We start from the raw sequence: 12,296 nt of genomic DNA, 5'->3' as shown, positions 1-12,296 counted from the left end.
ACAGTAACCGACAATAATGGAAATAGCTCAACGTGCACAGCAACAGTAACAATTGAAGATACTGTTGATCCGATAGCAGTTTGCCAGAACATCACTGTTCAGTTGGATGCGACAGGAAATGTTACAATTACTGGATCTGACATTGATAACGGAAGCAATGATAACTGCACGGCTTCAGCCAATCTGACCTTTGCTCTTGATCAGACAAATTTCGACTGCAATGACCTTGGCTCCAATACAATCAGACTAACGGTTACCGATGAACATGGTAATACTTCTACCTGTACAGCTGTGGTTACGGTAGAAGACAATGAAAACCCAACGATCAGCTGTCCATCGTCTTATACAGCTACAGGAAGTTCCGCATGTTCAGGAACAATAAATGTGGCGGCTCCTGTTTACGATGATAATTGCGGAGTGACAAGTGTTAATTGGATAATGACTGGGGATACGAACGACGCTGAAAGCGGCGCTATCGGTACTTACACTTTTAGCAGGGGAACAACGACCATTGAATACACAGTTATTGATGCGGCCGGTAATGAGGCCAAGTGCAGTTACCAAATAACAATTCCGGATCTTCTTACAATTGCAGCCAACTCAGATCCTGTTATCTGCGAAGACGATAATCTGGCTTTATCCGCCACGCCATCAGGTGGAACAGCTAATTATGTGTATTCCTGGACAGGACCAAACGGCTTTACTTCAACTTTGCAGAATCCGGTAATCAATAATGTTACAACGGTAGCAAGCGGAAGTTATTCCGTTGTTGTTACGGATGCGAATGGATGTACGGCGACTGCTTCGGTTTCAGTTACGGTTCGTCCAACACCAAGGGCAACGATTCATGGAACAACAGCTGTTTGCCAGAATGATTCTCCGCTCCCCGCGGTAACGATAAGGAACCCCATGGACTTACCGGTTACGGTTACCTATACGATCAACAATGCCGGATCAACAACGGTTAACATCGATCCTCTTGATGAAGCGATCGTTTCACAGGCAACGAGCAGTGCCGGAGATTTCGCTTATCGATTGGAAAGTGTGGGGTATTCATCGGGGCCTGCTTGTACCAATGCGCTTAGCGAATCGGCCACTATTACGGTACACCCAACACCAACGGTGAATGCGATTACTGATAAGACCTATTGTTACGATTCGAATGTTGCGTCGATCGTGTTTTCGGGATCAGTTCCGGGCACAACTTTTGAGTGGACCAGTAGTAATCCTGCTATAGGCTTAGGAAGTACTAGCGGAACCGGGAATCTTCCTTCGTTTACAACAACGAATGCCGGTAGCAGCCCGATATCGAGTACAATAACGGTTACTCCTTACGCCAATGGTTGTGAAGGAAATTCGGAAACCTTTACGATTACCGTGCGTCCGGAGCTAAAAGCTTCGATTCGTGTTGATAATACTCAGGCGTGTATGAATACACCATCGCCGATAGTCACTTTTACCAATCCGCTTTCCTTGCCTGTTACCATCACCTATACCAGAAATGGTTCGCCGCAAACGATTGGTGTATCCGCGAATGGTACAGCACCGGTGGCTGTTCCGACCACCACGGCAGGAACTTTTGTTTACGCATTGGGCAGTGTGGCCTTCCAAACGACACCCTCCTGTTCGAAAACAATCACAGGATCAGTAAGCGTAGTCGTTAATCCGATACCCACGGCATCCGTCAATCGGCAAAGCCAATCGATCTGTACCGGTGAAACAATTGATCCGATTGTGATCACTGGCAGTCCTGCAGGAACAACGTTCACCTGGACACGGGATAATGTATCGGGGGTTCCGACTGATATCGCAAGCTCCGGCTCCGGCAACACGATTAGCGGATCTTTAACGAATACGGGCAGTTCGCCGTTGATGGTTACCTTTACCATTACCCCGACCTACAACGGATGTCCGGGGACTCCAATACCAGCTAGGGTTATCGTTAATCCCAAGCCTGTTGCTACAGCAACACCGGCTTGGCAGTCCCGTTGCTCCGGGGTGGCCTTCAGTCAGATTGTGCTTGATAGTGAAACCGGAGGAACAACTTATAGCTGGACAAGGGATAATATGACCGATGCGGTTGGTGTTGACGAATCCGGCACCGGAAATATTAACGGAACCTTAGTGAATACAACGAATGAACCGCTGACTGTTACCTTTACCATTACGCCAACAGCCAATGGTTGTGTTGGAGACCCGATCACCGCTCAGGTGCTCCTCAACCCGAAGCCTGATATTGATGATTTAGCCGAGGCTATTTGTAACAGTGGTACTTTTGATGTGTCGCCTGTTGATGGAGACGATGGGGTAGTGCCGACTGGCACAAGTTATGAATGGTCGATTCAATCTTCAACCGGAGGAATTTCGGGGGCACAAGCAGGAAGTGGCGACAATATAACCGGTACGCTATCCAATACGACCAATATAGAACAATTCGTTGTTTATTCGGTTTACCCTTTGTTCAGCGGGTGTAGGGGAGATAATTTTGAACTGAAAGTTACGGTTACACCGGAGCCGGCTATTGATGATATGACCGCGAGCCGGTGTAGCGGAGTTCCTTTTAATGTTAGTCCGGCGAATATCACGCATGGAATTGTTCCTGTGGGGACAACTTACGAGTGGGTGGTGACCGATGACGGAGGGGTGTCAGGAGCTGAAGCCGGAAGCGGACCAAGTATCAGTGGAACACTGACGAACAATACCAATACGGCCCAAACAGTAAGCTATACGGTTACCCCAACAGCCGGAACTTGTAAAGGAGAGCCCTTTCTGCTGGATGTTACCGTTAAACCGGCCCCTGCCATCGCTCCAATGACAGCCACGATTTGTAGTGGCGAAAGTTTCTCCCGTACTCCGGCTGACGGAACCAATGGGAATATTGTACCTTTGGGAACAAGCTATACCTGGTCGGCTCCAAGTGTAGCGGGTATTACCGGTGCTGTTGCGGGAGGTGGGGCATCAAGTATCAGTGGTACATTGACCAACACGACGAGTGCTGCCATTGATGTCGTTTATACGATTACTCCTTCGGTGGGAGGCTGCTCGGGAACTCCTTTCACCCTCACGGTTACTGTTAATCCCAAGCCGGCTATCAATCCGATGACTGCCACGATCTGTAGTGGCGAAGGTTTTGATTTGACGCCAGCGGATGGAGCAGATGGAAATGTGGTACCGACAGGAACGACCTACAGCTGGTCGGCACCCAGTGTTTCTGGGATCACCGGAACACAAGCCGGAACGGATGAGACGAGTATTAGCGGAACGCTGACTAATTCGACCAATACGGCCAAAACCGTTACCTATACCGTAACACCAACTTCTGCCGAGGGCTGCCCCGGAATTGTCTTCTCCGTGGTTGTAACCGTTAATCCAATGCCTTCGCTACAACCGTTGCAGGTAACAGTCTGTGACGATAAGGCCTTTACGTTTACACCGGCCAATGGGGCGAATGGAATCATTCCATCAGGGACAACTTATAGTATCGTGGCTGATAATGTTCCAGCCGAGATTTCGGGAACGGTAACAGGAAGCGGTTCTGGGATTACCGGTACGTTGACCAATTCTTCGAATTTTGTTCAAACGGCCACTTATATTGTTACCCCATCGACCAGTAATTGTGCTGGTGTCGGGCAAACCATGACCGTTACTGTTAATCCGACCCCATTAGTGACGATTGATGGCGATGCCACCATCTGTTACGGTGTGGAAAATCCGGATATTACTTTTACGAACCTGGTGGATTTACCGGTAACAGTCACCTACAATATTAACGAAGGTGCTAATTTTACGGAGAACATTCCTGCAGGCGGAACAACCGTTATACCCGCAGCCATCAATCAGGAAGGTAACTTCGTTTATGAGCTGGTGAGTGCGGCTTACCAATCTTCTCCTGCTTGCTCAGCCCCCTTAACCGGATCAGCAACCATTGAGGTTAAGCCCATTACCACAGTCGCTATTGACCGGGATCCGGCTGGTACCATCTGTTACGGTGAAGAAGTAACTTTTTCATCGAACGTAGCCAATCAAGGAGCGGGTGCTACCTATCAATGGGAGATTTCTGATGATGGTGGTGCTAGCTGGAGCAATATTCCCGGAGAAAACGGAACAACTTTTACATCAGCTACGCTTGATAATGCTGAGAAAATAAAGCTGGTCGTTACTACATCCGACACCCCTTGCCCAGGTGCGATCGAGAGTAATGTGATTACCATGACGGTGAATCCGACTGTTGTGCCGGAAGTTCATATCCTGGAATCACAAAACCCAGTTTGTGAAGGAGCTGAAATGACCTTCACAACAGATCTGGTTATTGGTGGTGGAACAAATCCGACCTATCAATGGCAAATTTCCACCGATGGTGGAACCAATTGGAATGATCTCGTTGGTGAAACCAATGACTCGTTCTCATCATCAATCCTTGACGATGGCGACCAGGTAAGATTAGTGCTGATTTCCAATGCCCTTTGTGCTGCTAATCCGGCATACAGTAATGAAATCATCGTCTTTATTGATGCTCTTCCAACAGCATCAACCACTGGAAGCGCAGCTATCTGTGTGGATGACAGCTATACCTTGAGCTCAGGCGAAGCCACTGCTACAGATGGTGACATCAGCTGGAGCCACAATGGTGCTGGTACAATTACCAACGGAAACACAAGCACTCCAACATACACCCCCGGAGCTGGCGATGCCGGGAATACCGTGACGCTGACCATGACCGTGACCAGTGACAATAATTGCGGTTCAGCAACGGCTGATGCCACCTACGCTATCACTGTTTACCCTTTGCCTGTTCCTGTAATTTCAGGAGATCTGACAGTTTGTGAAAACGCTACCGGGCATGTTTATACGACTGAGAGCGGCATGAGCGATTACGTTTGGACCGTTGCCGGAGGTTCAGTGACGAGCGGAGGGAGTACTGCCGATAATACGGTGGTCATTACCTGGGGATCGGCAGGAGCAGGAACCGTTTCGGTTAATTACACCAATGGTGATGGCTGTACGGGCGCTTCGCCAACCGCGATTTCAGTGCTCATTGAGCCGTTACCTAACGCTTCTGCCGGAGGCAGCCAAACAATTTGTGTGGATGAAACGGCTACGGTCAGTGGAGCTTCATCCAGCAATGGCACAATTTTGTGGACTCATAACGGAGCCGGCTCCATTACTTCGGGCGGAACCACTTTGACGCCAACGTACACGCCGGCTGTCAGTGATGCCGGAACTTCGGTTACATTGACCATGACCGTAACCAGTAACAATAATTGTGGAACAGCGACTGCAACGGCTACTTATACCATCGTTGTTGATCCGCTGCCTACCGCCAGTGCTGGTGGAAGTGCAACCATTTGTGAAGATGGAACTGCCACTGTGAGTGGAGCCTCTGCAAGTAATGGCACAATTTTATGGACTCATAATGGTGCTGGTTCAATTACAGCAGGTACCGAAACGACTATTAGTCCAACCTATAATGCGGCTTCCGGTGATGCTGGGAAAACAGTTACGCTGACCCTTACTGTGACAAGCAACAACAGTTGTGGATCTGAATTTGCTTCAGCGACTTATACGATTGACGTCTATCCTAATCTGGATGTTAGTGTCAGTCTTGGAGAGCTAGCTCCTGTTTGTTCCGGCGAGAGTGTTACCCTCACTGTAATACCCGTCAATGAAGGAGGAAATCCAAGCTACGAATGGTTTGTCGCCGGTTCTTCTGTTGGGAATAATAGTCCAACTTATACTTACACACCGACTCATGGTGATGAGGTTTACGTGGTGTTAACTTCAGATGAAACCTGTACCAGCGGGAATAGAGCAACCAGCAATAGCGTTACGCTTCAGGTTGATGAACCGATCACCGAGACCCCTGCGGCTCCAACAGGTGATGTGTCTGTGTGTTCTGTGGCCACTTTATTGAACTATTCGGTTACAGCAGTTACTCATGCAACGAGCTATAACTGGATTTTACCTTCGGGATGGATAATCGTTTCCGGAGAAGGTACAAATAGTATAACTGTTGATATCACAGGTGTTTCAGAAGGTACGTACTTTGTTTCGGTTGAATCGAGTAATGCCTGCAATACAAGTTTGGAAAGTGTTGAACTGGAGGTCTCTGTAGGTGATTACGCCACGGCTGATGCCGGAGCGGATCAAACGATTTGTCACGATGAGGGGACTATTAGCGTTAACGGAACACCTGGAGGTGCTGCGAGCAAGAACAAAGGTTCCTGGTCGACTTCAGGAACTGGTAGTTTTGGAAGTCCTAATAAAGTTTCAAGCACCTATACGCCAAGTGCAGCAGATAGAACAGCCGGTTCTGTGACACTCACCTTTACAACCGATGATCCTCGTGGCACCTGTGGTCCCGCTACTGATGACTTGATTTTAACGATCAGACCTGAACTGTTTGCGACCATCTCTGGCACCGAGACAATCTGTGAGGGGGCTTCTTCAACGATAACATTTTCCGGGGAGCCCAATTCAATTGTAACCTACCATGATGGCGTTTCTAATCAGACCATTGCCATTGGAGCAAGCGGAACAGCCAGCTTAAATACGGGGGCGTTGACTGCCACCACCACTTACACCGTTGTGAGCGTGGATTGGGCTACGGAGCCAAGCTGTGCTGAGAATGTGTCAGGAGTTGCGACAATAACAGTTGAGCCATTGGCGATTGTTGATGCCGGAGCAGATCAAACGATTTGTGAGGATGAAGTAGTCAGTTTGAATGGAACTGTGACTATTGGTGCTACTTCGGGAATCTGGACTACCAGTGGTGATGGAGCGTTTGGTAGTGCGACTTCCTTGAATACCACTTATATGCCGGGCCCTGATGATATCGCTTCCGGGTCAGTAACATTAAGTTTGACAAGTACAGATCATGCTGCAGTATGTAACCAGGTTGCAGACGATGTTGTAATCACCATCAATCCACTGCCTGTTGTTGATGCTGGAACAGATCAAACCATTTGCGAAGGAGAGGATGTAAGTTTAAGCGGTTCTGTGAGCGGAGCGGTAAATACCGGAACCTGGTCAACTGACGGTTCTGGTTCCTTTGATGATGCCACTTCGTTAAATGCCATTTATACGCCGAGCGCTGCAGATATTGCTGATGGCTCCGTTAGCTTGACCTTAACGAGTGACGATCCGGCTGGGATATGCCATGTTGTTGAAGCCGATGTCGTCATTACGATTAACCCACTGCCTGTTGTTGCTGCCGGAGAAGACCAGACCATTTGCGAAGATGAGACCGTTAGTTTGAGCGGTTCTGTGAGTGGAGTGGTTAGTTCGGGAAGCTGGACCAGTAACGGTTCCGGTTCGTTTAACGATGCAGGTTCCTTAAATGCGATTTATACTCCAAGCGCTGCTGATATAACGGCAGGCTCCATTATTTTAACTTTAACCAGTATCGATCCGGATGGAACAGGTCCTTGTAAAGCGGTTGCTGATGAGGTGGAAATTACAATTAACCATCTGCCTGTCGTTGCTGCCGGAGCAGATCAAATCATCTGTGAAGGTGGTGCTGTTTCATTGAATGGTTCAATTAGTGGTTCGGCTACTAATGGGATCTGGACAAGCAATGGCACCGGTTCATTTGATGACGAAACGGCATTCAATGCCATTTATACGCCAAGCCCTGCTGATCTAACAGCAGGCTCCGTTACTTTAACTTTAACCAGTGTTGATCCGGATGGTGCAGGTCCTTGTGATGCCGTTTGGGATGAGGTTGAAGTCACCATTAATCCTTTGGCAACCGCTGATGCAGGGGCTTATGGGCCGCTGTGTCAAGGGAGTTCGATCACTCTCTCCAATGCAAGTATCGGAGGTGGTGCTTCAACAGCTGCCTGGTCCATCGTCTCAGGAAACGGGACACTTAGTTCTATTGCTCAAACATCCACCCCTGAGGCCGTAAGCTTTACGCCGGCAGCCAACTTCTACGGTACGGTAACTTTAAGACTGACCACCAACGACCCGTCGGGGCCTTGTAGTTCTGTCAATACGACAACAACATTTACAGTCAACCGGGCTGTCGTTATTACCACCCAACCGGTTAATACGGGGGTATGTGTTGGCCAGCAGGCTGATTTGACCGTCGCCGCTGTAGGAACGGGTTTAAGCTATCAGTGGTATAAAGATAATTCGCCAATTCCGGGAGCAGAATCAGCAACCCTTCATTTTGCCTCAGTAAGCTTGGCCGACGACGGAGAATACTATGTTGTTGTTAGCGGCGCGACGCCTTGCTCTTCAAAGACCTCCAATACGGTAACGCTGAACGTTGATGCAGCCATTACCATTTCCACACCGCCGGCATCACAAACGAAATGTGAAGGTGAAAACGTCATTTTCAATGTTGTTGCCGATGCCAATGGGGTGCCGCTCAATTACCAGTGGCGGAAAAACGGAACTGCCATTCCCGGCGCAACATCATCGTCCTATACTTTAACAAATATTTCGACAGCTGATGCCGGAAATTATGATGTGGTCATATCCGGAACAGCCGGGTTTACCTGTTCCTCGGTCACATCGACGGCGGCCTTGCTCAGCGTGAATACTAAGGGGACGATTGATCCTCAGGTCGGAGAAGACCGAACAGTTTGTATCAACAATGCAATCTCAGCAATTACCTATACGATTGGGGGAGCAGCAACAAATTATACGCTGACTGGATCACTTCCGGCAGGAGTTAACGAATCATTTAGCGGTGGTGTGCTCACTATTTCCGGTACACCAAGCGAAACGGGCACGTTCAATTATACGGTAACGACCACAGGTAGCCTATGTGAAAATCCAGCAAGGAGCGGAACCATAACGGTTGAAGGTAACGCGACCATTAGCTTGGGTGGGGGAAATCCGAATCCAATGCTTTGTATCAACAGTCCGTTGCAAACAATCACTTATCTGATTGGAGGGAATGTAAGTGGAGCATCGATTAGCTGGAATGACGGAACGCCTGCCGGTATCAGTGGAAGCTACAACAGCACCAATGGTCTGTTTACGATCAGCGGAACGCCGACTGCTCCGGGAACCTACGGATTTACCGTAACGGCTGAATCGGGTTGTGCCGATGCGTCCTTGTCGGGAGAAATTACAGTGACCGAAGATGCCACGATCTCCTGGACTTCGGGTGATGTCAACCAAACCGTATGTATGCGAACGCCCATAGCACCGATCAGCTTTACGATGGGTGGTTCGGCAGCGGGCATTGTGTTAACGGGAGATCTTCCTGATGGCGTTACCGGTTCCTACAGTGGCGGTGTTTATACGATTTCGGGAACTCCGATCACTCCGGGCACCTTTAATTATACCCTGACGACCACGGGACCTTGCCAGAATGCCTCTGAGACTGGCACGATTACCGTTGATTATTACGCTGACGGTGGTTTTATATCACCCAGCATCTCTACGGTATGTACTGAAACCAATAGCGGCACGTTGACCTTGGAAGGCTATTCCGGCAATGTCATCCAGTGGGAGCAGTCTCTTGATGGCGGAAATACCTGGAGTGTTATTCCAGGTACAGCCGGTGTAACGAGTTATGATTATACTGATTTACCGAGTACGACACTGTTTACGGCTTTAGTAGGAAATGCGAGTTGCGGTAACGTTTATTCAAGCACTTCTCGTGTGACTGTTATCCCGGCATTTACTCCTGAAATAACCGTTTCCCGGGGGGATTTATGTGCCGGTGAACCCGTGATACTTACAGCTAACGTCGAAATTTTGCCCGATACCTTGGGCATTATTTCGGGTGGAGCCTTCAATGTTGCCAACCCCAAAGGCTGGACTGTTTATGAAGATGGACTAGCCATTCATCCTTTTCCGGCTGCCGCCAATAATCGGGAAAATGGGCCGTGGGCAGAAACCAATGGACCTAAAGTTTTCTGTGGAGATACTTACGATACATCAGACAATACGAAATTCTCCATTGTAAATGGGGATGTCAACTCCTGGATGGAAACCCCGGTTTTCAGTTTGCCTGCCACCATGTCTTCTGCCGAGCTGACTTTTACCCATGCTTATCATTTAGAACCGGGAAGTACGGCAAAGATAGAGCTATCCACGGATGGCGGAAATACCTATAACGTTGTTTTAGCAGAATACTTCGGTGATTTGAACACTGGTAATCCGAATGTTATTAATGAAGTTGGTGTTGATATGTCGGCCTATATTGGTGCAAGCAACTTACAGATCCGTTTCAATTACGATGGCGTGGGCTGCAGCGTTTGGGCGGTTGATGATATTGGCTTGCCCACGCCTCCGGCAGATGCAACTTTTGAGTGGGGGCCGGTAGATGAAATTCCTGGCGGTTCGGGATCAGAGGTTATTGTGGTACCGGGAACAACAACCGAATATACCTTGACCGTTTATGTTGCCGGGTGTCCGGGAGAGGCAACAGCTGTTTGGGTCAATGTGTATAACTTTCCGGAAGTTTATACGACTAATACCTGTGTTGGTGGTACTGTAACCTTTACGCACACCGGTGCTGAAAATGGCAGTTGGACGGTGAGCGGTGGAGGAACCATTAATTCGGCTGGCGAATTTACGGCCTCCGAAGCAGGATGTTTTGTCGCTACCTATGAAACTCCTGCTGGGGACTGTACTGGCTCAGCCAACTTTGTGGTGTATCCGGTAGCCCAAATGCCTGTTGTTAATGAGGGGTGTGGAGATATTGAGGTTACTCCGCCGGCAACGGTTGATGGATTTGACATTGAATACAGCTTTGACGGTGGCAGTACCTGGGGATCGAGTAATTATTTTACACCTCCAGCTGATAATTGTGCCGGCTATCGTATTAAAACCCGCTACATTAGCTCTGCTTTATGCGATCCGACTCCGGTGGGAACGATCATTGAATGTAGTGATTCGCCGGAATTTTTCAGGCCTGTGGACCGAACAGCACCAACGTTTACCGTGCCTGCTGATATTACGATTTCGAAGGATGCCGATTGCAATTACGATGCTTCGGTTAGTGTGACTGGCGATGTGACTGATGAAGCAGACAATTGCTCTACTGGATTGAATGCAACTTCTAATGATGTAAAGACCACGGGAGCTTGTGAAGGCGAAGTGATCATTACCCGCTACTGGAGCTTGATCGATGATTGCGGCAACGAGACCAATCATACGCAGGTTATTACGGTAGCCGACAATGTTGAAGCTCCAACGTTTACGGCACCAGCCGATATCACCATTTACAGAAAGGCAGATTGTAGCTACGATGCTTCGGTTGGCATAACTGGAAGTGTGAATGATGCAACTGATAATTGCTCGACAATTTTGGATATCGATTACAGTGATGCGACTGCAGCGGGTGATTGTGGCGGCGAACTAATTATTACCCGTACCTGGACGGTAACTGATGATTGTGGTATCTCAACCAGTAAAGATCAGATTATCACCGTCGCTGATGATCTTGAGCCAACGATTACTTGTCCGGCTGATCTGACTGTTCAGTGTGTTGACGACGTGCCTGCTGCGGATGTTTCATCAGTTTCAGCAACCGATAACTGCGCCGGGGCAGTGACCGTTACCCATGTCGGTGACGTTTCGGATGGCGGAACCTGTCCGGAGATTATTACCCGTACTTACCGGGCTACAGATGTTTGTGGGAATTTTGTGGAATGTACGCAGCGGATTACCGTGGATGACACCACCGATCCGGTTATTAGACAGGAAGCCTCCAATGGAATTTCGGATTGTTATGCCGAGGACCCCTCAACCAATAGTGATTACCAGAATTGGTTGGACGATTATGGCGGTGCCCTCGCAACGGATAACTGCGATACCGATCTGGAATGGTCGGAAAACAGTGTTGATCAAAGCTGGGTGCGTAATGGTATCGATAATACTATTACAGTAACTTTTACCGTAACCGACGATTGTGGAAATACCGATGAAACAACTGCAAGCTTTACCGTGCGCGATGATGTGCCTCCAACCATTACCTGTCCGGTAAGTTCCAATGCGGGCAATCCCGATTTATTTGAAGATTTTGTATCCGGAGACGGCTGTAGCAAGCAAGACATCAACGTTCCAAATCCGGGTATTTTTGATGCTTGCGGAATCGACAGATTGGTTTATACCTTAACGGGAGCTACAACAGGCAGCAGCCCTTCTACGGGTATTCATTACGTAAGCGAGGCCGAATTAAATGTGGGCATTACTACAGTTACTTATACGCTTTACGATATTGCCGGAAACTCAGCAGAGTGCGCCATCCGCGTTTGGATTAAAAACATTGATGATCCTCGTTTTGAAGTTATTTGTCCTGATGCCGCAGCATCAACCATCAGTGTTTCTGC

General features: G+C 48.6%; 1 protein-coding gene. It reads left to right on the top strand.

Annotated elements, in window-relative coordinates; all coding sequences use genetic code 11:
- Window positions 1-12,296: PKD-like domain-containing protein (locus tag Q1A18_RS18815; protein ID WP_299584638.1), on the top strand; the 12,296-nt coding region annotated here is incomplete at both ends.

Source organism: uncultured Sunxiuqinia sp. (assembly GCF_947495665.1).
GTDB classification, from domain to species: Bacteria; Bacteroidota; Bacteroidia; order Bacteroidales; family Prolixibacteraceae; genus Sunxiuqinia; species Sunxiuqinia rutila.
This window is presented reverse-complemented; position numbering and strand designations above follow the sequence as displayed.